We start from the raw sequence: 25237 nt of genomic DNA, 5'->3' as shown, positions 1-25237 counted from the left end.
TTAAACAATTACCTCTTTTGAGGTGGTAATTGAGTCTAGGAAGTTCATATCAGGTGTAACACCAATTCCATCTCCGGTTGGAACTGTTAAATAACCATCATCCATCACAAATGGTGTTGTAATATCTTGCTTAAAGTAGCGAGCAGAGGCTGATGTATCCCCAGGTAATGTAAAACCAGGAAGGGCTGCAAGAGCTAAATTAGCGGCTCTGCCAATACCAGTCTCTAACATTCCACCACACCAAACTGGAATCTTACTTTTAACACACAAATCATGAATCTTTACCGACTCTAAGTAACCACCAACCCTGCCTGGTTTTATATTGATAACAGTTGTAGCTTGCAGAGCTAACGCATCTTGAGCAGATTGCAAAGAGATAATTGATTCATCAAGGCAGATTGGTGTCTTAACTTCTTTAGCAAGAAGTGCGTGACCTAAAATGTCATGTTCATCCAATGGCTGTTCAATTAATAACAAATTGAATTCATCCAGCTTTGCTAAGTGTTTTCCATCATCCCTTGAATAAGCCTGGTTTGCATCAACTTGTAGTGGAATCTCTGGCCAAATCTCTCGAATAGTTTTAACTGCTTCTATGTCCCAACCTGGCTCAATCTTTAATTTAATTCTTCGATAGCCCGCGCCAACATAAGACTTAACCTCTTCAATTAGAGCATCCAAATTATTTGCAATCCCGACAGATACACCACACTCCACCCTGCTTTTTGTGGCACCAAGGTAAGCAGCAAGTGATCTTTTTTCATCTCTTAATTGCGCATCCAAAATTGCAGTTTCAAAAGCAGCTTTTGCCATCTGACCACCCAAGAATGGTTTTAAAATTGTTGCCACATCTTCAGCTTTAAAATCACCAGCCTTTTTTAGTGCGGGAAGTAAGAATCTTTTAATTAGATCAATACAGGCGTGTGTGTACTCAGGTGAATAAAGAGGCTCAGACATTGCCACGCACTCAGCCCATCCAGTTGTGCCATTCTCATTCACTACCTTCACAATCAAAACTTCACGCGAAGCTTGGGTGCCAAATGAGGTTCTAAACGGCCTTACTAGGGGTAGTTGAACAATTCTTAATTCAACTTCTTTAATTTTCATATCCGCACAACATATTCATTATTTGCTGAAAAGCCAACAACTTTGCCATTTTTCTCAAAAGCAGCCAAGAATTGTTCTCGAACCTGCCTGCGCCATTTCATGCTCTCACTTTGATTCTTAGATCTAATCGCAACTATATCTTCTGGAATTTTAATCAAAATATCACCTGTTTCTGGCTCAGTGATTAACTCTCTTGCCTTTGGTGCATCTATATCTGTACGCCAAGAAACCATTAAACGATCTGATTCATCCCCTGCATTTAGCGCATCAGGCATCTCACCATAAAAATTAGGGTGATATGCAGAAATATCCACTCCAAGCTTTGCAATATTTAATTTTGCATTTCTCCTCACCAATGGGTCAAAGGTCCAGGAAAGATGAGAATAATTCTTTTTCTTTGCCCAGTTCCATTGATCAATCTTTAAAGCGTAACCAACACCTTTGTCTCGAAACTCTGGCAAGACTGCAGTCATGTGTGAGTGAAGGTGTAATCCACCATTGGTGGCTGGGAAGGCAAACGCTGCGCCCACTATTTTGTCGTCGATAAAAGCGCCAGTTAAGTAGGAACCGCTGTGGACCATTGCCTGCAAAAGGTTTGGTGTTATTTCAGTTCCGGCATCCACTTGCCAAGTTTCATCAAAAATACTGCGAGCAAGATTGGCGTCACTAAATGTGTTTAACTGCTGAACTCTTACCGTATTTATCACAGAAAAAGTCTACTCAATAAAAAGTATTAGATTCAATTAACTCGTTAAAATCAACCTAATTTGAAATATTAGGGTAAATTTGAACTATCTGACGTATAATAAACTCTTGCTAAACTTCTTTGATTCACATTTGATATGAGTATGTAAGGATTACGGGTATGATGAGAGATGTTAAAAACTCTGTCAGCATTGTGTTGCCTATAAAAAATGGCTTGTCATATCTTCCTGCATTAGAAAATTACTTTGAATTGAACCTATCACCAAACGATCAACTTATACTTATTAATGATGGGTCAGATGATGGGTCAGAAAATTTCTTAACTGGCTGGAAGAGACGATCACAAAATGTTAATTTAATAAACACCAAAGGAATCGGATTGGTTACCTGCTTAAACTTAGGAGTACAAGAATCAGTACATGAATGGATAGCGCGTTTTGATGTAGATGATCTATATTCCAACAATAGAATTGAGCATCAATACTCCGCGATCACTTCTAAAGCTGTTGCAATATTTGCAGATTACCGCTTCATTGATTCCAATGGAAAGAATTATGGAAGGATAACAAGTCCTCTGCTACCAGTACCTACAGCTTTATCACTCATTAATAATTTAAGAACTGCTCATCCATGTGCCTTTTACAAGAAAACAGCTGTGATTGAATCTGGTGGATACAGAGAGGAGGATTTCTTAGCCGAAGATTTATCATTATGGTTGCGGATGTCTAGAATTGGTGAGATTATTACTGTTCCAAATCTGCTTTTGAACTACCGAATCTCTGAATCTTCGACAACATCCGTAAATCGGAATAAGGCAATTAGTCAGAAAAATAAAATACTAAAAAGCATATCGCTGGAGAAATCCCTATTTTATAAATGCCTAGAAGATATTCAATCTATATTTGAATACTATGAAAAATTTGAAGAATCTGAATCACGTAAACTACTTTTAGTGAATGACCTAATTGCTTTTCAGAGTAGCTTAAAGTTGAAAAAGGGCGCATTATTCGACATTATGCTGATAGCGCTAAGACACTTGGGCCGATCCTCAACTATTTCAGAGCTCTTCCAGTTATATTTCGAGAAATCACAACGGGGTAAGTTGCGTATAGAAAATGTTTTGAAGATATAACTGAAAAATTCTTGTTACTTAAAGTCGTACTATTTTAATTGAAACTTTTGAAATATTTTTTACTTACATCGCTTAGAAGTAGTATACCAGAAACGAGTATTGAGATCTGGCCAACAATAGACTGTCTGAACCATTCATTTGGAATTGAACCTGAAATTACCGCACGTATTTCAAAGATGAATGTTCGTATTTATGAAGTAGGTATCTCATATTACGGAAGAACTTATGCTGATAGGAAAAAATTGGCTGGCGCGATGGATTTAGAGCAATTTACTGTATTTTGAAATATAACCTGCGCTGAAATTATTCATTTTTAAAATTAAATCAGTTAATTTGTGTATTTATTGACAGTGCGCCCGCAGGGATTCGAACCCCGAACCTTCTGATCCGTAGTCAGATGCTCTATCCGTTGAGCTACGGGCGCAAAGTATTAAGCGATCGGAAGTCTAGCGATTTATCAAGACCTACCCAAACTTATCAACTGCCTCCAATCCACTTCTTTTACTCGTGGTTTTCCAGCAATTTCGCCTGAAATGACCTCTGAGGCATTTATTTTTTCCCAAGCAATTTGATCAATTACCTCATGTCCTGATTTTAATAATCCAGTAATTCCTTCACTTGCCTTTGGCTCCTTTAGATTTTCAATGATTAAATCAACTACATCATTTGAATCACTTTTATTTGTGCCAATTACGCCAGTTGGTCCGCGCTTTGCCCAACCTACTGCATAAACATTGTGTTCAACATGTCCTGCAATATTTGTAATCCGCCCATTTTCAATACTTATGCCCGGATATTCAATTGAGTTATAGCCAATGGCTGTAATAACTAATCCAGTTTTGACTGAAAATGTCTCACTGGTTGTAATCACTTTACCGTTTTCAACTTTATTTTTCTGAAAAATAATCTCTTCAACTTTGCCATTGCCTTTAATTTCAAGTGGTGTTGATAAAAACTTTATTTCTAGCTTTCTTGGTACGCCTTTTTTCTCATGCTCTGCAATAGTTTTCATTGCTTCGATGTTGTTTTTAAGATCCTTCTCAACTTCTTCCATTTCTTCAATGTGTTTAATTGCTTCTTCAATTTGCTTTGGATCAATAAAGACATCTGTGTTTTCAAGTTTAGGAAGATCTCGAAGTTCAGGGGCGGTAAAGGCGGCGTGCTCAGGACCTCGTCTGCCACAGATAATCACGGTTCGGATATTGCTTTGCTTTAATTTTATGAGTGCGTGTTCTGCCACATCAGTTGGATCAAGTTCACTTGGATCAATTGCAAGTATTCGTGCAACATCCATTGCGACATTTCCAGCTCCTATAACAATTGCTGTGTCACAAGATAAATCCACCTGTGTTTGAACATAATCTGGATGCGAGTTATACCAAGGCACGAAATCTGCAGCAGAAAGTGAATTAGTTAAATCCTCACCTGGGATACCAAGTTTTCGCCCCTTTGAAGCACCAGTCGCTAAAACTACTGCGTCATACTGATCTCGCAGATCTTTTAAATAGATATGTTTACCTAACTCAACATTGGCAAATAATCTAAAATTAGGCTCTTTAGCAATCTTTTCAAAAACTTTAGAAACTGTTTTTATCTTTTGATGGTCTGGCGCAACCCCACTTCTTACTAATCCCCAAGGGGTAGGAAGCCTTTCAATCATGTCTATTGAAAATGAAAGCTCATCACTTTGTGCTTTTTGGAATGCTTGGGCGGTGAAATAGCCAGCCGGGCCTGCGCCAACTATTGCAATTTTAAAGTTAAGCAACTCCCCCCCAATTTCCAAATACTTCTTAATTCATTTGTTTATTGGCGGAGACGAGAGGATTTGAACCTCCGAAACCCTTTAGGGGTTAACCTCATTAGCAGTGAGGCGCACTAGACCGGGCTATGCGACGTCTCCAATTTTAACTAAGTTTACAGTAGTTTATACATATTGGGCATTAAAACCTATTCGAATTAGCATTTCAATACAACCGCACAGTAGTGTTCAAAGCACGTGCAGAATAGTAAATTAACTCTCCGATCTTACTAAGACTGGGTGGATCGTTTGCTGGAGAAAACATTTTTGAGTGAAATCTAAAGCTTTTTCCGCCCAATCAAAAGCTTAACCGTTATTAAATTGGCTCTTATTTTCATGCTACATAATATAAGCATACAAATCTTAATAGGTTAACGTATTGTAACAGTCTGATTCACAGAAGTCAGTCTCAATTTTTCTTTATGAAAAATGTCTCTAACGCTCAGAACAAAAAGGTTGAATACATATGATCTTGTAATAGACTACCGGCAATTAAACTTTTATTTTAACGCCAAAATAGTCAATAACCTGCCATCTATAGTTTCGCTCTATATTTATTAATTTCGCTAGCGGCGTGCTCTCGTAATCTTTTTTAAGAAACAAATATTTTATTTATGAACGCCCTAAAATAAGTTATAATAAGAATGCGCATAAGCTTTGAAAATTGAAGATATCTCGGTTCAAAATTATATTTTGCCTGAATTTTACTGGTTTCAAATATCGAACGAAATCTTAATTTTGCAGATATACCGTCCCCGCTAAAAGTCGCTAAGACATTTTGCAGGCCTAAAAAATTTTTCTGAGCATCGCGACAACGTAAAATAAAATCATAATCAGCAGCTACTTGATACTTTGTATTGAAGTATCCTAATTTTTTATAAGCATTAATTGAAATAAAACAAGTAGGATGGAAGATCATTCGTTTAGAAAGCTCGTCGCTATGAATAAAATAAATTTGATTTGGCTTGTCAAAATAACTCATCGCTCCATAAATTACATCACAGTTAGGGTTTTTTTTAATTGCATTTTGTACTAATTCCAAAGTATTTGACAAGTATATGTCGTCTGCATTTAGTATTCCTACATAACTTCCTCTTGCGAGTTTCAAACCTTTATTCATTGCAAAATACAGACCCTCATCTTTTTCTGATATTGAATAATCCACAATGTCCGAATTTTGCTTAATGATTTTGTGAGTTTTATCTGAAGAAGCCCCATCAATAATCAAATATTCGAAATCTTGAAAAGTCTGATGCTTAACACTCTTAATACACCTTTCGAGGGTTTGTTCTCCGTTTCTTACAACCGTAATAATTGTAAAAAGGGGTGGCTTGTTCTCCAAATTGCTATTTCCTACAATTATCATGTTGTCAATGCTCTTTGCTCCAAACGTTGCCATTTATGTGCAAATTATGCCCTAACTTTAGGTAATAGAGTTATTCTTCACCAATGACTGATTTAACTATTTTTTCGGTTGCAACTGACCGTTATCTCGAATTCTGGCTTGAACTTCTAAGTACCGCTGAGAAATTTATAAATAAAGACATTAATGTCCAGTGGATTCTCTTTACTAATCGAGAAGACGAAATACCGTGGGCTGTAGCTGAAAGACTTGGTGTAAATCTTGTAACAGTTCGATTCGAGAGTTCGCCTTGGCCAATGCCAACTCTCTTACGCTATGAATTATTGGCAAAAACTGCCGATAAGATTGAGGGTGAAATTGTCATGCATTTGGATGCCGATATGGTTTTCGCAGGTTCACTAACTAAGAATGATTTAATCCAAGCGATTGCAAACCATGAAATTGCATTGGTCAGGCACCCGGGCTATTTCAGGCCATCTAAATTTGCAAAAGTCATGTTCTATTTGAGGAATCCAAGATATATTCTAAGTGACCTCAAATCTCACCTACTTAATGGGGGGATTGGATCTTGGGAGAATAATTCTGCTTCTTTAGCATTTGTATCCAGAAAGGACAGAAAGGTTTATGTCTGTGGTGCCACTTGGTTTGGGAAAAAGAGTTCGATAATTGATTTATGCAGCTCTTTGAGTTTACGGATACAAGAAGATCTTTCAAAGAACATTATTGCCAGGTTTCATGATGAAAGTCATTTAAACTGGTTTGCGGCAAACAATTCATTTTCGCTCTTAGGTCCAAAGTTTTGTTATGACAAAAATTACCCACAACTAAGTGGAATAATGCCTACGTTAATAGCGGTTGAAAAAGGTAAGGGCACTGATTGGAAAAGGCAATGAAAGAACAAGCCTGTTCTGTGTTGCCACCACTATTTAACGGATCACAATTTATAAATGTATCAATAAAATCAATTCTTGAGAGTATGCGAGAAATCGACGAACTCGTACTTATCAATGACGGTTCTGATGATATTTCAAAAGAGGAATTAAAAGAATTGGAAAAAAGGGATTCAAGAATTAAGATTATCAACAAAAATCACTCCATTTCTTTATAGCTTTATACTACAAGGCAAGGAAAAACCTTTAATAACAACATTAAAGTGGTTGCGGACAATATCAGGATTCGCTAAACTAACCGCAACAAATTTTATTACATATGAATTGATGGAAGTATTGATTATGGGAGTTTTTTACTCACGGGCCAGAAAATGGTTAGGGATTCAATTCCCACATCTTGAGGATCTTAGACATGCATTATTTCTATTCAAAAAAATAGAATTCTTCACAAAGCCCAAAGCACAAAAAGCAATAGGTCTCGACAGAAAACTAGATCTAATTGAAGTGAATTTCCAGGCATCTTCATTTTTACCTTTTTATTATTTTATCCTAAATAGCAGAATCAAGGGAAGAAATGTAGTTTGCTACTTGCCTTGGCCCGCAAAAAATTTTAAAGAAAAAGCTTCTTGGTCGGCAAAAGGATTATTCCTGGGTCACTATTCATCTCAAGTTTTAATCTACAGATTCATGGGAGTTAGAACGTTTATAAGACCCCGTAACATAGACAAGTCAAAAACAGAAATTATCTTTTGTGAGATTATCTCAAGCATCCACAGCTTGGAAGACATTCTGAAAATTACAATCAAGGGTATATGGGTTGGAGACCTCATTTATGATCAATATCTGCGTACCTACAGAAAAGGCACAATAAAACTTGATGATAACGAATGGCTCAACTTCCTATACGAATCTTGTTTCACGACACTTTATTGGATTGATTACTTTGATCAATATGATGTTAATTCAGTCAATGTAGGCCACACGTGCTATTTCCAAGCCATCCCTTCAAGGGTGGCAGTAAGCTCTAACATAAAAAGTTTCATAATTATGCCAGACAGGGCATTTTATCTTTCGCTGAATAACTTCTATGATGATGCAGAATACTTTAGATACCCTGAAATCTTTTCCAAAGAATTAGATAGTAAAAATAGGGAGAAAGCTCTTTCATTGGCAAAACAAAAATTGGAGGAACTTTTTTCTGGAGTTCAAGGCGTAGATAGTGCGCACAGAGAGGTTTCAGGTTTTAAACCACAGGATGATCAGGTAATTTTTAGCCTTCAAAAAACTAATGTACTAGTGTCAATGCACTGTTTCTCAGACGGACCGAATAGTTTTGGAAATAATCTTTTCCCCGACTTCGTGAGTTGGTTTAACTACTTAGACAAAATTGCACAAAAGTCAAAATTTGTATGGTACATAAAGCCACATCCGGCCTTTAATGATGATGATAAACATATTTTTAATGAATTGACTGAGGGTAAACCTTGGTGGAATATTTTAAGTGCCAGAACATCACATACTGCTATTTTAGCAAACAAAGTAGATCTAGTTCTCACAATGTATGGCACAGTAGGGTTTGAATACGCCTACCATGGCGTGAAAGTTGTAAATGCTTCTAGAGTAAATCCACATATTGGCTATAAGTTTAATCTACATCCAGCAAGTATAGAAGAATACACAAGAATGATTCTAGAACCGGATGCATTTGAAATAGATATAGACTTAAAAGAAATACAGGAATATTACTTTATGCGATTCATTAGAAATACTAAAGATATTTTCTATAAAAATTACGATGAAATGATAGAGTCATCAGGTGGATATGAAAAACAATGGGACTCACGGGATGTTTTCAAATATACGCGAAATAAATGGGATTCAGTTCATGATGAAAAAGTCAGAGAAGAATTCTTTGAATTCCTAGAAAATCCAGTGGGTCGTTACAGGTATATTCCTTCCTACTTAGCTGATTAGTCTATTTCCAGGTATTCACTGTTAGGTGACTTGTCAGCAGTGTTTTCTGCAAAAATAGCGTGAAATTTTGTGCAATCTCGTGGTTGTTCATCACAGAATAAAGAAAATCGTTTTTAGGAATTTCAGGATTATTTTCCCACCAATCTTTCACAATTTCAAGATCTAAGTTTCCAGAACCTTCTATAGAGGTATTGTTGAAACCTGCTTCGTGACATAATATTTCTAAAGTTCTTGGCGTAAAGAAACTCAGACGTTCAGGTACTGAATATATATGAGATTCAGTACCCATAATTGATGCTTCAAAACCGGCGTAATTAGCATTTCCGAAAATAAGCAATCCACCGTTGCCCAGCAGCCCATTTATCCTTCTAAACAAAGCTAGTGGATCTGGAATGTGATCAAGGAATGCCCAGAACACCACAACATCAAAATTTTCGCCCTTAAAATCATCAATTGCTCCTGGGAAAATGTTATGACCTTTTTCGATCGACCTTTCAGCGGCAAATCTATTGACCTCAACTCCCTGAATGTCAATGGTGCCAAGCCCTGCCAACCGCAACTCATCCAGTAATAAACCAGCCCCACAGCCTATCTCCAGTATTTTCTTTGCCTCAGGATGAGTAGCAATAATTCTTTTAGCCAGAGGCCGAAAAATTGCAGATTTCCTTGCAGCCTCATTCTCAATCACTTTACTAGTGTAAAGGTCAATGGCTTTTGAGTTTTCAAAAAAATCTGAAATTGAATTATTCGGTGTATTAATCGGTGCGAATAGGAACTCACAATCGGAGCACCTATAAAGAGCGAAACCATTCTTGGTAAACAGAAAATTTGCGATGGACTCACAGATTGAACACTCAACTGAATCGTGCTTAGTATTGGGACTCCCAAAATAGCCCAATTCTGCATTCAAAATTTCCTTTATTTCTTTTATCTGACCAGAATTTCGTATACTTGACATCATATTCCCCATTTCATTTGTAAATTTCTTGCAAAATGTATTAAACCATAATCATTATATTTTCTAGCGATAATCTGTAAGCCGACAAATCTTTGCCCATCCAAACTAATTGTAGTCGGGAGGCTAATCGCTGGATTGCCACAAAGTGTCCAAAAAAAAGATGAGTCATTAATCTGGTCAGAAATTCCATAATCTGGTGGGACATCGAATGTTGACGGAGTTATAATAAAATCAGTTTGTTCAAAATATCGATCTAATATGGATGCGAAATACACCTGTTGATTGCGGGCCTCTTCTAATTCTGAGGATGTGACGCCATTTCCAAATTCAATAACTTCCCGTAACTCTTCACTTAATTCACCTATACTGATGGCTAGGTCTTGCGCAAGAAAATAACTTACGTTTCCGTAATACAGCGCTCTATGTGTTAAACGCGCTTGCTCAATTAACTCATTCAAATTCAAATCAATTTGAATAAAGCTGCTGTACTTGAATAATTTTTGGCAGTTTGAAATGAAATCTTCTTGAACGCGAGGTGAGCAGAGATTGGAGTTATGCAGTGGCGCTATACGAACTGTCTTATCTTCTCCAGTATTTCTTTCGACAATATTATTGAAGGGGTGATCGATCCCACTGACTAAGCTAGAGGTAAAAACTTTCGAAAGAATATCGAGGTCATTTGCAAAGAAACCTACGGTATCTAAAGTGTCAGCAGTTTTTAGAATTCCAGTTCTTGGAATCAAACCGTATGATGGTTTAAACCCAATAACATTGCAATAACTCGCCGGTTTAATAATTGAAGCCGCACTTTGTGTTCCAATACTGGCCATTACTAAGTCTGCGCTCACTGATGCAGCGGATCCCGTCGAAGATGTTCCAGGTGATGCCGTTTTGTCGATTGGATTTTTTGTGTCTGGTGGCTTGTGAATTGCAAATTCTGCCGTTTTAGTTTTACCGATGATTAGCGCACCGCTTGCCCTTAGATTACTAACAACTCGCGCATCAAAGCCAGATTTTTCAACTTTCCAGAGGTCAGTTCCCATCGCGATTCCTAAACCGTCAACATAAATATTGTCTTTTACCGAAATTGTTAGCCCAAGATTCTTTCGAAATCTACCAACTGAAACCTCATCATCCATTTTAGAAGCTTGTCTAAAAAGTAACTCTTTGTCTAAATGAATGAATGACTTTATATTCTTGTCAACTAAATCAATACGTTCGAGTGACATTTCTGCCAACTCTTTTACCTTTAATTTTTTTTCTAGAATCAATTTATTCATTTCTGAAAAATCAGTGATTTCATTCTGCATTATTTTTTATAGCATCTCTATACTTATTTAGCTGTGAAGTAAATTCCATTTCCGACATAGTTCTTAACTTCAAACCATCTCTAAATTTTGCCAAAACTATCTCAAATTCATTTTCGGTGAACCCTGTAATCTCCAAATAGAAATCTAGGGCATCTGGCCTCTTGCCGTCATGTTGCATAATTAGCTCAAAAGCTTGTTCTCTCGTCAATAATCCAGCGCGAATATCTGCAGAAGCATGATCGGTGGCTCTTCCGAATCCTCTTTTAAGAAACTTAGAATAATCATGGACACCTGCCATTTTACATTCCACACTCTTATAATTCTTATAGGTTCCCTCTACTTTTGATTGCTTCCACTCATACTCGTCGCGGACAAATTCCATCTGCCTTTCATCATCCCAAAAAAGATAGTCTCCAAGGTGTATTCCAACTACACCCAAATTCTCTATGACCTCGGCTTCGGGAGGAACGAAAGGTCTTAATTCTCTCTCATTCAAGCTCTCACCAACTAATACTTCAGCCTTAACTTTAGATGAAACTTTCAAGAAATAATCTCTGTCAAACTTTATAATGGGATTTCCAAGAGTAGAGCGACCAGATAGTTCAGAAACTGATTCACCCCAAATAAGTAGTGGTACTTTATAATCAACAGCTACTTTCAGCGGGAAAGCGCCAATTCCTGCATGACAATGCCAACAAGAGTCTCCTATTGTAAATAATGATTCCCTGGCAATCCTGTTGACTAGATTTCGGGATGGTGTATACATTATGTGATCAACGTCGAATTTTTCTATTGCATTTTGAAGATTATACTTACCAACCTCTGTAAACCAATTATGGCTAAAAGTCACTGCTAAGACTCGCATTTTGTATACTTTGGTAAGTACATGTAATTGAAATGTACTGTCTTTTCCGCCACTTATTGGAACAATACAATCATAGTCATTTTCTAAAGACTTGTAATGATCCAAAAGTTTTCGCAATTCCAATTCTCTTGAAACCCAATCAATTCTTATTTTTTGCTCACTCGAAATACAGGCATAACATTGTCCAAATTTATCGAAGGCCACGCCTTCGTTTGTTTCGGGCATGCAACAACGGACGCAATACTGTAAATTTGGAATTGGTAGACTGAAACTCATTCTAAACTTTCCTCACTAGAAGTATCAATTGTAAAAAATCTCTCTTTTATGGTGTTAAACGTATCAGAATTCATTGGTCTAAATGTAGTGCCGACACCTTGGTCCCTAAAATTAGCCGTAGATAGCTTGGAAGAAATCAATGAAGAAATGGCTTCCGTAAGAAGTTCTACGCCTTCCGTGAAGATTTTTGTTCTGAAATCTTCATAACTAATTGGATAATTCAATACCACTTCCTTTTCCAGCAACACTGGTCCTTCGTCATATTCATGATTCATTTTAAAAATGGAATTATATATTGGCATTCCTTGCAATAAAGCCCATTCAGGACACATTGAACCCCTATAATCTGGCAATCTCCCAGGATGGCAACTTATAACACCCATGTCGAGTTCTAATAGATCTTTCGATTTCAATTTTTCTCCTAATCCAAGGTTTACTGCAAATTTAATATCTTTTTCGACTAGAATTTTCTGCACTTCGGGATCACCAAAAGTCGCGATGTTTACCTCTGAAAACATATTTGAAGTGTTTCCATTATTTGATTTTCTTATCAGGGATTCAAATCGATTCTTTAGTAAGCCTTGATCCGTTTGATTAATTCCATTTTCTTTTGCAAATATAACATCAGGTAGTAAATTCGCTGATAAAAGCTTTGCGAAGATGTACTCTTTAAGTGGAAAATTTGTAGATGTGAGTACAGCAAATCTCAGACTACTATTATTCATAGTAATAAAAAATTAGGCTTAAGTTTGATGTAATTGGTTCAATCATTGTTGAAAATTCCGAACCTTGAACAATTCTTCGGCTTTGAGCCAGTCATCTTGTGAATCTAAGTCAACAACTGAGTTCAATTCTAGTGGATAGCCCACGGTTGTTTTATCAAAAATAGGGCGCATTTCTTTCCAAGCCTTACTTCTTCCCCAATATAGCTGACCTGCATCAAAGTAAGTCTCAGCTAAATCCTGGGTTCTAGTAGCCAAATTTTCCGGATTCAAAAAAGTTACAGCGTTTGTAACCTTATTTAGAGTCATTGCTCTTTGAATTGGGTGCGAATATTTAAGAATGGTCGCTACAAAATCACAATCGTTTTTTGCAGTCAAAAGATTGAATGTTTCCGAAAAAACATGCTTTGGAAGCATGAATGCCGAGGAATATACACAACAGCAGAATTCAGGATCAATTGCTAATTTGGAGCTAAGTTCAGATAAGAAATTACTAATAACAGGTTGGGTTGGAGTGAAATCGTCCGAGAGGTTCTTGTCTCGAAGAAATGGGATGGTGGCACCAAATTCCTTGGAAATTTTCGCAATCTCTTGATTATCGGTGGTAACAAACACTTCATCAAAAAAATTACTTTCTAAGAGTAAGCTAATGGTCCGACCGATAAGAGGGATTCCCTCCATCGTGCGTATATTCTTGCCGGGTAGTCTCTTGGAGCCACCTCTTGCAGGAATAACTGCAATTCTTGAATTCATTTGGCTTGTCTCCATCTGGAATGTACTAACTATAGTGTTTCTCAATAGTACGATTCAACTTGTAAATTTGGTCAAAAATTGGAGAATTCTTGCAAATTTCTACGCTCGTTATAGGACTTGGAAAAATGGGCATGGGGTATGACTTAGCGAGATCAGATTCAAAATCCAAACTTAGTCACGCAGGGGCAGTAAACAACAGTCGTAATTTTAAGTTAGCCGCTGGAGTAGATTCAGATAGTAACGTACGGAAAATTTTTGAAAAAAGCTTTATATCAAGAAGTTTTGCCAATGTTAATGAAGCGCTTACAAGCACTTCACCAGAATTAGCTATCATTTCAACCCCGACTCAAGTAAGACTTAGCCTAGTCGAAGAACTATTAGGCGCTAAGACTTTGCGAGTAATCCTCATAGAAAAACCTTTAGCTAAAAATGTCGAAGAAGCTTCAAAAATCATCCGATTATGCCAAGAAAATGGAACCAAGCTTTTCGTGAATTACATGAGAAATTCAAGCCAAGGTACATTGAATTTCAAAGAATGGCTAGATAAACAGGATATATCTGGTTCTTTCAGTGGAAACATCTGGTATCAAGGAGGATTGCTAAATAACGGTTCGCATTTTGTTAACTTACTCGAATTCTTATTGGGACCAGCAGATAAGTTTGTTAGATTTAACCCACGAGATTTTGACGATTCAGACCCGGATAACCCCCACGGAATATTGTTATTCCCAAATGGGTCTGTAAGTGTAACGCCAATAGAATGCGGGGGAGCGAAAGTAAATGGATTCAGAATTTTCTTCAAAGATTTTAGTTTTGAATTGAGTAGAGAGATAGGTGGTTTTACGGTGAGAAATTGCATCAACGATATAATTTTTAAAAATAATAGTATGCTTGAGACCATGGCACAAGAATTTCCTATCGAAATAGGCGAATTACAAACCGATGTACTAAATCAAATTAACAATTACTTAAGTGGTAAGAAATTCGCAGTCTGTTCAGGAGAGCGGGCCCTGCAAACTATTTCTGTTCTAAATCCCATCATTTAAGGATTGGATTGATTTTTTGATGAGAGGGAAAAATGAACATTAACAAATGCTTTGAACCGCATAACAGCATAGGTAAGAAAGAGATGCGAGCCGTGAAATCTGTTATGAGATCAGGCGAGCTTTCAAGATTTCTGGGTTCGAAACATCCGGACTTTAATGGCGGTAAAAAGATTCAAGAATTTGAAGAAAAATGGGCAAGTTATTTTGAAACAAATCATGCGTTATCAGTGAATTCGGCTACATCTGGATTAATTGCAGCCCTAGGCGCCATCGGAATAGAACCTGGAGACGAAGTTATAACATCGCCTTGGACAATGTCAGCAACTGCCATGGCAATTTTACATTGGAATGCAATTCCGATTTTTGCAGATATAGATCCCGACACTTTTTGCATTTCTGCGACAAGTATCGCCTCCAAAATCACCCCAAGAACTAAGGCGATTTTAGCTGTTGACATATTCGGACAATCTTGCGAAATGATTGAAATTATGAATTTAGCAACTCGTTATAAATTAAGGGTTATATCAGACACATCCCAAGCACCAGGAGCACTTTATCAAAACAAGTTTGCAGGAACTATAGCCGATATCGGAGTTTTTAGTCTCAACTATCATAAACATATCCATACTGGTGAAGGTGGGATGGTTGTCACAAACAATCCGGACCTTGCGGAAAGGATTAGGTTAATCAGAAACCATGGTGAATCAGTAATTGAGACAGATAATTCAAAAAATCTCATAAATATCGTTGGCTACAATTTTAGAATGGGAGAAATTGAAGCGGCTATTGGCATAGAGCAACTTAAGAAACTGAAAAGTATTGTTAACCAGAGACAAGAAAACGCGTCAGAGTTTAATCAAATTCTTAAGGATCTGCCTGGTATCGTTACACCAAAAGTGCCGCAAGAAAATACGCATGCGTATTATGTTTACCCACTTAAAATTGTTAAAGACAAAATGAGAGTGAACAAATTTATTCTTGCAGAAGAACTAAAGAAAAATGGAATTCTTGGTATCTCCACAAAATATCAAAACCTACATCTCTTACCAATTTTTCAGCAAAAAATCGCTTATGGGTCTACCGGATTTCCATGGACGCTCGAAACTGTTAAAACAGATTATTCGAAGGGATTATGCCCAATTGCAGAAGAATTACAAGAGGTTTCTTATCTAGGATTCTATATGGGTGGATATGCATTGAAAGGACAAACTTCTCGTAAAATTGCTAATTCAATGGCAACAGTGTTAGCTAAATACGTTAAGTGACCTAAATATTTAAATGAAGACGTTGATCGTGGCACATGATGCAGGTGGCGCACAAGTTTTGTCGAGCTGGGTGGCACGGCAAGAAGATCAATCTAGATTTGTTTTTTCAGTTGAAGGTCCCGCATTGGAAATATTCAGCAAGAAAATAGAAACCTTTAAAAATATTAAAATTGAGAGTGCAATTTCCTCAGCCAATTCAATCATCACAACAACGAGCTGGGCTAGCGACATTGAAATTAGCGCACTCAAAAGATTCAAAGATCTTGAAGGTCCTCACAGCGTAGTTTTATTAGACCATTGGATTAATTACCGTGAAAGATTGTTATACAGAAACCAATTAATCCTTCCCAATGAGATATGGGTAACTGATCACTTTGCTTCGGAATTAGCTTTAAAAACTTTTTGTAAGATTCCAGTATCGATAATCCATAACTATTATTTAGACGAGGTAATAAACAAAGTTTATAAATTGCGACACAGTTATTTAGGCAATAAAGTAAGAACAAAACTACAGATTCTTTTTGTTGGAGAAAATATATCGACGAATTGCGAACGTACGCATGGTGATGCCAATTTTTATGGTTATACAGAGCAAGAAAGCTTTATTTATTTTCTTGAGCGAATAAATCAATTTGGTAATTTGCAAAATATTGTATTGACCATCAGACCACACCCCTCAGAGACGGCTGAAAAATACACATCTTTAATTCCAGTCAGCCTAAAGGAGAAATTAAACTATTTTGTTAGCAAGAATTCGCTTGAAATAGACCTAGCAAAAAGTGATTTGGTTGTAGGGATGTCATCTTTTGCACTTTACATTTCCGCTAATGCTCAAATTAGGACTCTTTGCGTAATTCCTAACTCATCAATTAAATGTGTAATACCTGACCCTAGAATTGAAAGGTTTTGAATAATTCTTGCAGAATTTACTCTAGCTTTCACAATCTTAGCCAATAGCCATTAGGTGCAACTGTAAGAGTTGCTCTGTTTTCAAATTCTGGCAAATTTTTGAAGAGGCCCTGCCTAGATTTCATGTGTTCGATAACAGCTGATTTCGGACTTGCACCAGGTCCCCATGGTCTATCCAGATCAACATTCAAATCATCAATCACGGTATCCAGGACTAAAAGCATGCATCCGGGGGAAACAAGATCGGCATAAAGTTTTAATTCATCCAGAACATGTTCATGCGTATGGTTTGAATCTAGCACAACCATAATTCTCTTGAATGGTGATGCAAATTTTTTTACTTCGTCAAAAACGTCAAGGTCTGTTGAACTGCCTTGCAATAGTTGTATCTGTTGGTTGAATTGAGATCCTGAAATTGCCCTTTTAGCATGATCTCGAATATCAATATCTACCCCTAATACTTTTCCATCTATTCCACATAGCGTCTGCATGGAAGCCCAAAAAATAAGCGAACCACCGCGGGCAACTCCAGTTTCAATTATTAGGTCTGGACGTGTTTTCCAAACTATTTCTTGAAATATTACGAGGTCGCCAGGCATCTGAATAATTGGTACACCCATCCAATCAAACTGATAACTAAACTTGTTATCTACGGCTTTCTGCATCCAAGCTTTAGATAAATTGCTAAATTCTATATCTTTTGCTTGAATCTCTAAGAAACTATTTCGCCAAACCTCAAACTCTTCATCCCATGGTTTATTCATGTTTCCCCTTTCCATTGTCGCTAGTCATAGCTTTTAGACAACTTTCTAGACCTTGTCGGATGTTTATCTTAGGACTCCATTCTAAAATTTTTGACATCTCTTCAATCAGCGGATTTCTTATGCTTGCCATTTTCCCACTATCAATAATTACCGAAGACTCTCCAAGTATTTCATTGGTCGCAGAAACAATCTGATCCAAAGTCACTAATTCCGAACCAGCCAGATTCAATATCTTGGTGTCAAGTAAATCGGGACCCTTTGAAGCTGCTTGCAAGATTCCTGCAATTAGATCATCAATGAAAATGAAACGGCGAGCCGTTTCCTTAGACCCAACACTTATCTCATCTCCTGAATAAACCTTTAGTGCGATACTTTCAGCGGAAGAACCAGGGATTTTTCGTGGACCATAAACTATTCCGAATCTAAGGATTGTGTAGGGGACTAAAGAAGTAGATCTAATTAAGGATTCACCAAATAATTTAGTCATAGCGTAGAGAGAGTCAAGATCCGCTAAATCTAAGTGATCGCTCTCTCTTTGTTCAGTAACTTCTGGGTGCTCTGGATAGACCCATTCTGAAGATGCAAATAGAAAGTGCTTTGCATTTGATTTCTTTGCGTTTTCGAGCGCCAATGACGTTGCCCGAAGATTTGCATCAATTGCCAAAATAGGATTTTCTCGGCAAAGTGAATCGGTAGAGAGAGACGCCAAATGGATAATTGTAGATCCTGCTGGAATTTTGTCGTAAAAGTCCTGACTTATGAGATTTATTTCTAGTTGTCTGCAATCCAGATTTGTACTTTTCTTAATATCAATGCCAATCACATCGAATCCTTCGGCAATAGCCTTGGTTGCGAGCTTTTCACCGACAAAACCACATGAACCAGTAATTACTAAAGTTTGCTTTTGGCTATTCATATTCAATTCACCGAAACAATCCGCGCACCTGCATGGTCAAGGGCGGGCCTAAAGGTTCGCCAATCGTTCAAACCTTCCAAATTCTTGTCACTAATTTCATCAAAAATAGCAAAAATGAAGCCACCGCCACCAGCACCTAAGAGTTTGTATCCGTAGCAATTCAAATCATCTAGTTGTGCGGTAATGGCACGAACGTCATCAGTCGAAATTTTGTCGCTAAAGGACTGCTTTAGTTTCCAACCTTGAGAAATCAATGAACCAAGTTCGGCCCAGTCTAGATTTGAATTTAGTAATAATTCTTTGAAACTCTTCGCCAATTCGGTAATTTGTAATAATTGGTTGAAATTCGATTCCGCTCTCGATGCTTGGTCTCCAAGTATCACATCGGCTTTTCTGCTCTGCCCTGTCCAAATAAGAAGTGACTTCTCTAAAAATCTACCTGTATCGGTTCTCGAAAGGTACAAAGGCTCAATTTGCACAGAACCATTTTCACGGAATTCAAAATAATTCATTCCACCAAAAGCTGCGGCATATTGATCTTGCTTGCCAATGGGAGATTTAAGGATTCCAATTTCAGCCTGGCATGCTTCCTCAGCAATCTGCACAGGGCTAACTTCTTCACCGCGTATAGCATGTAATCCGTTAAGCAATGCGACAGCAAAGCTACTTGATGATCCAAGTCCTGAATTTGCTGGCAAGTCAGCCGATGTTGAAATTTGTAAGGGTTCATCCATATTTAACAATTCCAGACATGCTCGAACAATTGAGTTCTTTATCTCATCACGATTCTTTGTGTGCTCGACTTCTGAATATGAAACTCTGTAACGCTCTTGGAAAAGCGGGTCATGCCTCTTAATGTGGACATAGACATATTTATCAATAGCGGCAGAAACAACGCACCCAGGGCTTTTTTCATAGAAAGAAGGAATATCCGATCCACCACCGAGAAAACTGATACGGAGTGGTGCCATGCTCAAGACGCTTTGAAATTCCATCTGGTTACTCTACTGCCCCAATCGCAGCCAATATGGACTTTAGGGCACTTTCAGTATTCGGATAGTGGAAATTTCCTGAATGATCGTTACCAATCAATAAGCCTTCTATGTTGGCTGCTTTTGCTGCCAATAGATCCCTATCGTCGTCTCCAATATAGAGAGTCTCATCCCTATCAATATCAAAATCAGAAATCGCATTCAATAACATTCCCGGCTCAGGTTTTCGGCAGTCACAATTATCGTTCCAGTGATGTTTACACACATATACCGCTAGAACGTTTATCCCAGTATTTAACATTTCAGACACCATTTTTTGATGAAGTCTCAACAAGAAAGTTTCAGAAACTTCCCTTGTAGCAACCCCTGGTTGGTTTGTCGCAATTACAAAATCGACCCCAGATTTTCCTAAAATCCTTAACCCATTCCAGTTCTCATTCATCGGACGGTAGTCTTCAAAATTTTTGACATATTCACGTCTTGGCATTTTCTCGAGTAAAACACCATCTCGATCAAGTAGAACAATTTTTCTATCATTAATCAACTTCAAATATCGAGCAAGATTTGAAACGCTCCAAAATCCAGCAGTTATTTCTACTGCTGCGCAATCTTGTTCTAGGCTAAATCTCTGAAGAGCAAGAGGTAGGTCTTGGGTTTCATGCACAATCTGCATGAATTTATCTGATTGAATTCTTATGTTTCCAAGCTCTACATATTTGTTCTCAGGCTTTCTATTGCCTGCATCATATTTAGGTAAACCATATTCATTTATTGAGATATTTCCCTCAGGCCTTGGTTCTATGAGGAATGTAAGTCCAGATTCACTCTGCAAGACGGCATCTATATCGGCATCAGCTAAAATATAGTTGTCACAATAAATAAGTAAGAAATCATCCCCAATCTTTTTACGGCTATGAAGTAACCTTTGGGCTGGTGAGTCATCTGGATCACTTTCTATGCAAGTTATTTTCAAGCCGCTTCTAAAATTATTGCAATATGATTTAACGCTTGATGCCAAATAACCGGTTAAAACAATAACTTCCTTAACGCCGATTCTTTCGAGTTGTTCTAGTTGATGGGCAATTATTGGCTTTCCCTTAATTGGAATAAGTGGTTTTGGTAGAGTGTCTGTAATCGGTCGGACGCGTTCCCCACGTCCCCCAGCTAAAATAACTGCTTTCACTCTCCAGTACCCAAATCTTTCCAATCAACAAATTTCTTGACACCTTGCTCAATTGAAACTTTAGGAGTCCAGCCGCAAGTTTCGGTAATTTTCTTGATATCGGCAGTCAAGGTGGGGCTAACTTCAAATACTTGATCCTGAACTTCCAAGCCCATTTCGGAATTTAAAGCATCGACTAGATATTTGACTAAGGTACCTTTACCACTTCCAATGTTGAAGATTCCACTTACTCCGGGCGTTTGAATTAATTGAGACATGGCTCTTGCTACATCATCGACATAAACAAAATCCCTCGATATATTTGGATTATAGAGCTTAAGAGAAACGCCGTTCTTAGCGCTTAAGAAGGCCGAAGATAAGAGAGAATTATCGTGCTGAAAAGGTCCATAGGAGAAAAAGATTCGATGCCATTTATAAGTGACTCCAAGACCAGCAATAAATTCGAGTAATTTTATTTTGGTAGCGGCAAAATCTGAAAGATTCTCGCCAATTACTTCCTCACTTATTTGGCCAGTTAAATCACCATATTCAAGGCAAGAACCAGCGATTTGAAAATCTTTGACCCCCGAGGAAGCCAAGATTTCAAGGAATTTTATAGAAATCTTTAAATTTCTTAAATTATTTTCTTCTGAAAGATTTGGCAATCCTTCCCAAGCCAAATGGATAACCTGTTCAAATTTTTGTTCTGCAAGATATTTTAAGAATTCTTGATCGCTTAGATCCCCAAAATGGCCTGTGATCCCAGGTGGCAAGGATGTAGAAACTCTAGAAGTTACATGTAAGTCACCTGATAAATTCTGTTTCAATAGAGCTCTACCGATAAATCCTGATGACCCAGTTATTAGAGTTTTCATTAGCTTCGTTCTTGGAAATTCGGCCAATTTCTATCTTGATCAGAGATTATTTCAGGCTTAAGCGGCCAGGGAATACTAAAAAAAGGATCATCAAATTTAAATCCATCGTAATTATTTTGTTCAAATCTTGAACTCATTACGTAATGTATCTGCACATCATTAGACAGTGAAATCCAACCAGCAGCACATCCAGCAGGTATATAGATTGATTCACCTTGCTCAGCAGAAACTTCCTTGGTAAAAACATTCAAATACGATAACGCCTTAGGGCGAAGGTCAACTAAAGAGAGAAAAACGACACCGGATAGGAGGGTCATTAATTTACTTTCAGGTTCACCGTCCACCTGAAAATGCATTCCTCGCAAAGTGTGCTTGTAAGGATTAGATGAGACGTTGATTTGCATCGGTGTAAATCCGATACCGTAGAACCAATCAGAGTCAAAGACTCGAGAAAACTTTCCCCGAGAATCGCTGAAAGTCGAACCTTTATATACTTTTAAGCCATCAATTTGCATCTTATTCGCTTCAGATTGCATAAACTCTTGGTTGTCCAGGGAGAGGCAAGAAAACTTCTCCGTGCCATTTCAGTTCATCACGTAGGTATTTAACAATTTCGCCCTCGAAATTGAATGGGCAGATAAAAACGATCTCGGTGTCACTTTGGATTGCGATCTTAGGTGAATCTATCCTCAAATGATTACCCGGTGAAAGCTTGCCCCACTTCAAGGGATTATTATCAGCAATAGATTCAAGGCTTTTCGCTTTTTCGCCAATCGCATTCATTAAGGTAGAGCTCCGCGCGGAAGCACCAAATGCACGGATCTTCTTCTCCGAGTTTAATGTCAAAAATTCATTAATTTCTTCTAAATTCTTAGTGGCCAATGTTGCGAAATTATGCCAAGCGTCCTCACTCAAAACTCCAAGTGATTCCTCTCTCTTTATTGCATCAAGCAGTCTTTGGCTGGGCACTCTTGCTGACCTGGAGGAGATTAGAACAAATGATCCACCGCTAATTGGACTTTCCATAATGTCAAAAGGAATCAGACCAACTTTGGATTGGGCTTCGGTCATACTCTTTATTGAATGATAAAAAGTATGCTCATGGTAAATCGAGTCATAGTGAATTTCATTCAAGATTCTTGATGCCTCATGAAACTCAACAATAAAGATTCCTTCAGCTGATAATAACTTATCAATACCGTTCATTACATTGATTAAGTCTGGAACGTGTGAAAGAACATTTCTAGCAATTACGATATCTACTGTTCCAAATACTTTTTCAAAACTGGTTGCAAAATCCAAATTAAAGAAATCTGCATGAATATTTATGCCATTCGCTCTCGCTGAATCAGAAATCTCTTTAGCTGGGTCTACCCCATGAATCTGACCACTAGTTAATTTCCTAAACTCCCTAAGTAAAGTTCCATCGTTACTACCAATTTCTAGCACTCCTGCGGTATCCATCGAATACTTAATGACTTCTTGGGCCAAATTTTCACAGTGTTTACGTGCCGTCTCTGTTGTTCCAGTCACCCATAAGTAGTCCTGAAACATCAATTTTGGGTTTACATTAACTGACAATTGAATAGATGTGCAGTTCTTGCACCGCACGAGGATAAGCGGAAATTTCTTCTCGTCAGATCTATCGGTAATTTCCCTAAGATTATTTGCTAGCGGTTGAATACCAAGATCCAGAATTTCTTCGATTTCTGAGGAATTGCAAATCCGGCACTTATCTATCGTTACGTAATCATTGTTTAAATCTGAGACTGCCATCAATAAGACCATTTTCAAGTAGGTATTTTATTTGCAGAAGTCTATTAGTTTTTCGGTCCATAAGATCTATACCTTCCCCAATTAATTTCTTAGATTCCAAAACAATTTCAGCTCCGCCAGCATTCAGGCCCACTTTAGCCGTGAAACCTAATTCCTTTTGCGCTCTTTCGAATGAAACTTTATAACTTCTTGGGTCAACGATGTTTTCTGTTTTAAAAGCGATAGGAATTCCGTCGAGACATTCCTGGGCTGCTTCAGCGAGTTGTTTCACTGTGAAATTTCCATTCAAAACACCTATATTGAATGAGTGTCCTGAAATTCTCTCGCTATTAGCCTTAATGCATACCTCAATCGCCCGAGCTAAGTCCAGAATATGAACTATTGGCCGCCAAGGCGTCCCATCTGAATGTACATCAATTCTTTTTTGCTTAAGCCCAGTGAGAATTAAATTATTAAATACGATATCTGATCGAAGCCGAGGACTCCAGCCGAATACAGTCGAAGGTCTAAGTGCGGTTGATATAAAACTTGAGTCTGACATAGCCAGAATTTCTTGCTCCGCTCTCCATTTGCTGGATGCATAGGCAGTTTGAGGATTCTTTATGGAATTGTCCTCATCCAATTCTTCAGAGCTCGACGATATGCCATAGATACTTTGAGTAGAAATGAATATGAACTTTTCTACACCAGCCTTATTTGCCATTTTGGCTGTTCTAACTGCTCCTAAATAGTTAATTTCAAGAGTGAGATTCGGATCAAGTTCACCAATTGGATCATTTGAAAGTGCGGCCAAGTGAACAACAACATCTATGCCCGTGAAATCAGATACTTCTACATCTCTAATGTCTTTGTTTTTCGTAAAAATTTCATTTTCAATTGGAACAAGTATGCAGTCTCTATAAAATCCATTGTCTAATCCCGTAACATCGTACCCTTGATTTTTCAAATATACCGAGGTAACCGTCCCTACATATCCAAGATTTCCAGTGACTAGGATTTTCATCAAAGGGCACCAGGTGAAACTAATTTACGGCCGACAATTTCAGAGAGCGCATGACAGATTGTTAGATGTATATCTTCTACCGGCCCATATTTTCCTATTTCAGTTCGAATAATTATAGAATTATCAAGGATTTGACCTAATTTTCCACCATCAAATCCCAGCAACCCCAGAGTACGAAGTCCAATTTCTTTAGCTGCACTCGCGGCTTTAATGAGATTTTCTGAATTACCTGAAGCCGAAATTAGAATGCATAAATCACCAGATTCAGCCCTTCGAAAGAGTTGGTGAGAAAATATGTTCTCATATCCAATATCATTTGCAATCGCTGAGATTAGCGAACTATTAGCAGTCAATGCCGACACTTTTGTTTTTGTAAAAGAATTACCTTTTCGGATAAATGATAGATCTGTTTCAAAATGCTCAGATGTGCTTGCGCTTCCACCATTTCCCATAATCCAGATGGAGTTTTGGTTTGAAATACATTCTAAAATACTTTCTGCGGCGGAATTTAAGTCACTCTCTGAAATCGATAGCAAGCCTTTCAAATAATCAAAATAAGGGTGTGAAGCCAATTCGGTTCCAACCTTCCCTTTACTTTATTGAAAGCGCTTTAACTATGAAAACTGATTCTATAACAAAAATCGAAATCATTCATAAGAATGCAAAAATATTTGGCTCG

25 protein-coding genes, 2 tRNA genes and 1 pseudogene are annotated in these 25237 nt (G+C 37.7%); 8 read left to right on the top strand and 20 right to left on the bottom strand.

Annotated features, from left to right (window positions below; all coding sequences use genetic code 11):
• Positions 1–1104: an o-succinylbenzoate synthase gene (gene menC / locus B1s21122_RS00315; RefSeq protein WP_095681183.1), complete on the bottom strand. Its 1104-nt coding sequence runs from the start codon at positions 1102–1104 to the stop codon at positions 1–3.
• Positions 1101–1811, bottom strand: coding sequence for a GNAT family N-acetyltransferase (locus B1s21122_RS00310; protein ID WP_095681184.1), 711 nt, complete (start codon positions 1809–1811; stop codon positions 1101–1103). The genes menC and B1s21122_RS00310 overlap by 4 nt, the downstream gene beginning before the upstream one ends.
• A gap of 161 nt (positions 1812–1972) precedes the next feature.
• Here B1s21122_RS00310 and B1s21122_RS00305 point away from each other — a divergent pair, with 161 nt between their 5' ends.
• Together B1s21122_RS00305 and B1s21122_RS06410 are read left to right on the top strand one after the other, a co-directional pair.
• Positions 1973–2941 carry a glycosyltransferase family 2 protein gene (locus tag B1s21122_RS00305; protein WP_190278565.1) on the top strand — a complete coding sequence of 323 codons (969 nt, stop codon included), beginning with the start codon at positions 1973–1975 and terminating at the stop codon, positions 2939–2941.
• 62 nt (positions 2942–3003) lie between these two features.
• Positions 3004–3242 (top strand): annotated as a pseudogene (locus B1s21122_RS06410) (glycosyltransferase family 2 protein); the annotation flags it as partial.
• A 50-nt stretch (positions 3243–3292) separates the two neighbouring features.
• On the opposite strand, the gene B1s21122_RS00295 reads toward B1s21122_RS06410, so the two are convergent.
• From B1s21122_RS00295 to B1s21122_RS00280, 4 genes are all read right to left on the bottom strand, one after another.
• A tRNA-Arg gene (locus B1s21122_RS00295) sits at positions 3293–3365 on the bottom strand.
• A 33-nt stretch (positions 3366–3398) separates the two neighbouring features.
• Positions 3399–4706 carry an FAD-dependent oxidoreductase gene (locus B1s21122_RS00290; RefSeq protein ID WP_095681186.1) on the bottom strand — a complete coding sequence of 436 codons (1308 nt, stop codon included), beginning with the start codon at positions 4704–4706 and terminating at the stop codon, positions 3399–3401.
• A 42-nt stretch (positions 4707–4748) separates the two neighbouring features.
• Positions 4749–4841, bottom strand: a tRNA-Ser gene (locus B1s21122_RS00285).
• A gap of 490 nt (positions 4842–5331) precedes the next feature.
• On the bottom strand, positions 5332–6138 hold the full coding sequence (locus tag B1s21122_RS00280) for a glycosyltransferase family 2 protein (protein WP_095681187.1): 807 nt from the start codon (positions 6136–6138) through the stop codon (positions 5332–5334).
• Positions 6139–6188: 50 nt separating this feature from the next.
• On the opposite strand from B1s21122_RS00280, the gene B1s21122_RS00275 reads away from it, so the two are divergent.
• The 3 genes from B1s21122_RS00275 (at position 6189) to B1s21122_RS00265 (ending at position 8966) form a co-directional block, all read left to right on the top strand.
• Positions 6189–6995: a glycosyltransferase family protein gene (locus B1s21122_RS00275; RefSeq protein WP_095681188.1), complete on the top strand. Its 807-nt coding sequence runs from the start codon at positions 6189–6191 to the stop codon at positions 6993–6995.
• A complete protein-coding gene (locus tag B1s21122_RS00270) occupies positions 6992–7210 on the top strand; it encodes a glycosyltransferase (protein ID WP_095681189.1) in 219 nt (72 codons plus the stop codon). Before B1s21122_RS00275 ends, B1s21122_RS00270 begins: the two co-directional genes overlap by 4 nt.
• A 109-nt stretch (positions 7211–7319) precedes the next feature.
• A complete protein-coding gene (locus B1s21122_RS00265) occupies positions 7320–8966 on the top strand; it encodes a hypothetical protein (protein WP_150131922.1) in 1647 nt (548 codons plus the stop codon).
• Position 8967: 1 nt separating this feature from the next.
• Here the strand turns inward: B1s21122_RS00265 and B1s21122_RS00260 are convergent, their stop codons facing one another.
• The 5 genes from B1s21122_RS00260 to pseF are packed head-to-tail and all read right to left on the bottom strand — an operon-like array spanning position 8968 to position 13850.
• Positions 8968–9924, bottom strand: a complete 957-nt coding sequence (locus B1s21122_RS00260; protein ID WP_190278564.1) for a class I SAM-dependent methyltransferase — start codon at positions 9922–9924, stop codon at positions 8968–8970.
• Positions 9924–11234, bottom strand: a complete 1311-nt coding sequence (locus tag B1s21122_RS00255; protein ID WP_095681192.1) for an amidase — start codon at positions 11232–11234, stop codon at positions 9924–9926. Before B1s21122_RS00255 ends, B1s21122_RS00260 begins: the two co-directional genes overlap by 1 nt.
• The gene (locus B1s21122_RS00250; protein ID WP_095681193.1) at positions 11224–12375 is read right to left on the bottom strand and encodes an N-acetyl sugar amidotransferase; all 1152 of its coding nucleotides are present in this window, start codon (positions 12373–12375) and stop codon (positions 11224–11226) included. The genes B1s21122_RS00255 and B1s21122_RS00250 overlap by 11 nt, the downstream gene beginning before the upstream one ends.
• Complete coding sequence (locus B1s21122_RS00245) at positions 12372–13100, bottom strand: formyltransferase family protein (protein ID WP_095681194.1); 729 nt, start codon at positions 13098–13100, stop codon at positions 12372–12374. The genes B1s21122_RS00250 and B1s21122_RS00245 overlap by 4 nt, the downstream gene beginning before the upstream one ends.
• A 42-nt stretch (positions 13101–13142) precedes the next feature.
• Positions 13143–13850 carry a pseudaminic acid cytidylyltransferase gene (gene pseF / locus B1s21122_RS00240; RefSeq protein WP_190278563.1) on the bottom strand — a complete coding sequence of 236 codons (708 nt, stop codon included), beginning with the start codon at positions 13848–13850 and terminating at the stop codon, positions 13143–13145.
• An 89-nt stretch (positions 13851–13939) separates the two neighbouring features.
• On the opposite strand from pseF, the gene B1s21122_RS00235 reads away from it, so the two are divergent.
• Genes B1s21122_RS00235 through B1s21122_RS00225 form a run of 3 tightly spaced genes read left to right on the top strand, consistent with a single transcriptional unit; the run spans position 13940 to position 17071 of the window.
• Positions 13940–14896, top strand: a complete 957-nt coding sequence (locus tag B1s21122_RS00235) for a Gfo/Idh/MocA family protein (RefSeq protein WP_095681196.1) — start codon at positions 13940–13942, stop codon at positions 14894–14896.
• Positions 14897–14928: 32 nt separating this feature from the next.
• Complete coding sequence (locus B1s21122_RS00230) at positions 14929–16161, top strand: DegT/DnrJ/EryC1/StrS family aminotransferase (protein WP_095681197.1); 1233 nt, start codon at positions 14929–14931, stop codon at positions 16159–16161.
• A 13-nt stretch (positions 16162–16174) separates the two neighbouring features.
• Entirely contained in the window at positions 16175–17071 is an 897-nt protein-coding gene (locus tag B1s21122_RS00225; RefSeq protein ID WP_095681198.1) for a hypothetical protein, read from the top strand.
• A gap of 28 nt (positions 17072–17099) precedes the next feature.
• Here the strand turns inward: B1s21122_RS00225 and B1s21122_RS00220 are convergent, their stop codons facing one another.
• Genes B1s21122_RS00220 through B1s21122_RS00180 form a run of 9 tightly spaced genes read right to left on the bottom strand, consistent with a single transcriptional unit; the run spans position 17100 to position 25130 of the window.
• Complete coding sequence (locus B1s21122_RS00220) at positions 17100–17834, bottom strand: cephalosporin hydroxylase family protein (protein ID WP_190278562.1); 735 nt, start codon at positions 17832–17834, stop codon at positions 17100–17102.
• Positions 17827–18750, bottom strand: coding sequence for an NAD-dependent epimerase/dehydratase family protein (locus B1s21122_RS00215; RefSeq protein ID WP_095681200.1), 924 nt, complete (start codon positions 18748–18750; stop codon positions 17827–17829). Before B1s21122_RS00215 ends, B1s21122_RS00220 begins: the two co-directional genes overlap by 8 nt.
• A gap of 2 nt (positions 18751–18752) precedes the next feature.
• Positions 18753–19745, bottom strand: coding sequence for a GHMP family kinase ATP-binding protein (locus tag B1s21122_RS00210; protein WP_095681201.1), 993 nt, complete (start codon positions 19743–19745; stop codon positions 18753–18755).
• Positions 19746–19749: 4 nt separating this feature from the next.
• Entirely contained in the window at positions 19750–20925 is a 1176-nt protein-coding gene (locus tag B1s21122_RS00205; protein WP_190278561.1) for an HAD-IIIA family hydrolase, read from the bottom strand.
• Positions 20922–21779: an NAD-dependent epimerase/dehydratase family protein gene (locus B1s21122_RS00200; RefSeq protein WP_095681203.1), complete on the bottom strand. Its 858-nt coding sequence runs from the start codon at positions 21777–21779 to the stop codon at positions 20922–20924. Before B1s21122_RS00200 ends, B1s21122_RS00205 begins: the two co-directional genes overlap by 4 nt.
• Complete coding sequence (locus B1s21122_RS00195; protein WP_095681204.1) at positions 21779–22315, bottom strand: dTDP-4-dehydrorhamnose 3,5-epimerase family protein; 537 nt, start codon at positions 22313–22315, stop codon at positions 21779–21781. Before B1s21122_RS00195 ends, B1s21122_RS00200 begins: the two co-directional genes overlap by 1 nt.
• Positions 22305–23567: a class I SAM-dependent methyltransferase gene (locus tag B1s21122_RS00190; RefSeq protein WP_095681205.1), complete on the bottom strand. Its 1263-nt coding sequence runs from the start codon at positions 23565–23567 to the stop codon at positions 22305–22307. The genes B1s21122_RS00195 and B1s21122_RS00190 overlap by 11 nt, the downstream gene beginning before the upstream one ends.
• A complete protein-coding gene (locus B1s21122_RS00185) occupies positions 23530–24558 on the bottom strand; it encodes an NAD-dependent epimerase/dehydratase family protein (RefSeq protein ID WP_095681206.1) in 1029 nt (342 codons plus the stop codon). The genes B1s21122_RS00190 and B1s21122_RS00185 overlap by 38 nt, the downstream gene beginning before the upstream one ends.
• A complete protein-coding gene (locus tag B1s21122_RS00180) occupies positions 24558–25130 on the bottom strand; it encodes a D-sedoheptulose-7-phosphate isomerase (protein ID WP_095681207.1) in 573 nt (190 codons plus the stop codon). Before B1s21122_RS00180 ends, B1s21122_RS00185 begins: the two co-directional genes overlap by 1 nt.
• Positions 25131–25237 lie beyond the last annotated feature (107 nt).

The sequence above is a fragment of the Candidatus Nanopelagicus limnes genome, from assembly GCF_002287885.2.
Classification (GTDB): Bacteria; Actinomycetota; Actinomycetes; order Nanopelagicales; family Nanopelagicaceae; genus Nanopelagicus; species Nanopelagicus limnae.
Note: the sequence above shows the minus strand (reverse complement) of the source record. Positions and strands in the feature narration are given on the sequence as shown.

Coding starts and splice junctions, on each gene's coding strand:
- menC (WP_095681183.1), bottom strand. CDS start 1,104: ATGAAAATTAAAGAAGTTGAATTAAGAATTGTTCAACTACCCCTAGTA.
- B1s21122_RS00305 (WP_190278565.1), top strand. CDS start 1,973: ATGAGAGATGTTAAAAACTCTGTCAGCATTGTGTTGCCTATAAAAAAT.
- B1s21122_RS00280 (WP_095681187.1), bottom strand. CDS start 6,138: ATGGCAACGTTTGGAGCAAAGAGCATTGACAACATGATAATTGTAGGA.
- B1s21122_RS00275 (WP_095681188.1), top strand. CDS start 6,189: ATGACTGATTTAACTATTTTTTCGGTTGCAACTGACCGTTATCTCGAA.
- B1s21122_RS00270 (WP_095681189.1), top strand. CDS start 6,992: ATGAAAGAACAAGCCTGTTCTGTGTTGCCACCACTATTTAACGGATCA.
- B1s21122_RS00265 (WP_150131922.1), top strand. CDS start 7,320: ATGGAAGTATTGATTATGGGAGTTTTTTACTCACGGGCCAGAAAATGG.
- B1s21122_RS00260 (WP_190278564.1), bottom strand. CDS start 9,924: ATGTCAAGTATACGAAATTCTGGTCAGATAAAAGAAATAAAGGAAATT.
- B1s21122_RS00255 (WP_095681192.1), bottom strand. CDS start 11,234: ATGCAGAATGAAATCACTGATTTTTCAGAAATGAATAAATTGATTCTA.
- B1s21122_RS00250 (WP_095681193.1), bottom strand. CDS start 12,375: ATGAGTTTCAGTCTACCAATTCCAAATTTACAGTATTGCGTCCGTTGT.
- B1s21122_RS00245 (WP_095681194.1), bottom strand. CDS start 13,100: ATGAATAATAGTAGTCTGAGATTTGCTGTACTCACATCTACAAATTTT.
- pseF (WP_190278563.1), bottom strand. CDS start 13,850: ATGAATTCAAGAATTGCAGTTATTCCTGCAAGAGGTGGCTCCAAGAGA.
- B1s21122_RS00230 (WP_095681197.1), top strand. CDS start 14,929: ATGAACATTAACAAATGCTTTGAACCGCATAACAGCATAGGTAAGAAA.
- B1s21122_RS00225 (WP_095681198.1), top strand. CDS start 16,175: ATGAAGACGTTGATCGTGGCACATGATGCAGGTGGCGCACAAGTTTTG.
- B1s21122_RS00220 (WP_190278562.1), bottom strand. CDS start 17,834: ATGAATAAACCATGGGATGAAGAGTTTGAGGTTTGGCGAAATAGTTTC.
- B1s21122_RS00215 (WP_095681200.1), bottom strand. CDS start 18,750: ATGAATAGCCAAAAGCAAACTTTAGTAATTACTGGTTCATGTGGTTTT.
- B1s21122_RS00210 (WP_095681201.1), bottom strand. CDS start 19,745: ATGGAATTTCAAAGCGTCTTGAGCATGGCACCACTCCGTATCAGTTTT.
- B1s21122_RS00200 (WP_095681203.1), bottom strand. CDS start 21,779: ATGAAAACTCTAATAACTGGGTCATCAGGATTTATCGGTAGAGCTCTA.
- B1s21122_RS00195 (WP_095681204.1), bottom strand. CDS start 22,315: ATGCAATCTGAAGCGAATAAGATGCAAATTGATGGCTTAAAAGTATAT.
- B1s21122_RS00190 (WP_095681205.1), bottom strand. CDS start 23,567: ATGGTCTTATTGATGGCAGTCTCAGATTTAAACAATGATTACGTAACG.
- B1s21122_RS00185 (WP_095681206.1), bottom strand. CDS start 24,558: ATGAAAATCCTAGTCACTGGAAATCTTGGATATGTAGGGACGGTTACC.